This is a genomic window from Paenibacillus forsythiae T98, from assembly GCF_000520735.1.
Classification (GTDB): Bacteria; Bacillota; Bacilli; order Paenibacillales; family Paenibacillaceae; genus Paenibacillus_AQ; species Paenibacillus_AQ forsythiae.
This window is the reverse complement of sequence record NZ_ASSC01000249.1, coordinates 1-576: the sequence shown is the minus strand read 5'-3', so window position 1 is coordinate 576 and position 576 is coordinate 1. Positions and strand designations below refer to the sequence as shown.

Annotated in this window: 1 protein-coding gene; it reads left to right on the top strand. The window is 61.3% G+C overall.

The window, feature by feature from the left end:
- On the top strand, nt 1-576 hold a 576-nt coding region (gene cbiB / locus L692_RS28150; protein ID WP_036722817.1), incomplete at both ends, for an adenosylcobinamide-phosphate synthase CbiB.

Here is a 576-nt window from a genome sequence, read left to right as displayed (position 1 = left end):
AGGCTTGGGTGACGCGGCCATGCATGTATTCCGTCCTCTGGTCAAGGGAGATTTGGACAGCGCCAGAACCAAGGTCGGCTACATTGTGGGCAGGGAGACGCATGCTTTATCCGAACGGGAAGTGACGAGAGCCACCGTGGAGACGGTGGCCGAGAATATTGTCGATGCCGTCGTGTCTCCCCTGTTCTACGCGCTGATCGGCGGGGCTCCCCTGGCTTTGCTGTACCGCGCGGTAAATACTCTCGATTCGATGGTCGGCTACAAGAACGATAAGTACCGGTACTTCGGCTGGGCTTCCGCCCGGCTTGATGATGTGCTGAACTATATTCCCGCGAGAATAACGGGGCTGCTGATTCTGGCTGCCGCGCTTCTGACCAAGGGGCTGAATGCCGGAAGGGCCTGGCAGACCATGCGGCGCGATGCCTCGGGGCATCCCAGCCCGAACAGCGGCATTCCCGAGGCTGCGGTCGCCGGAGCGCTGGGGATTCAGCTCGGCGGCTTCAACAGCTACGGCGGCATTATGTCGGAGAGAGCGCGAATGGGAACCCCCGTCAGGGAGCTGGCCGTCGAGGATAT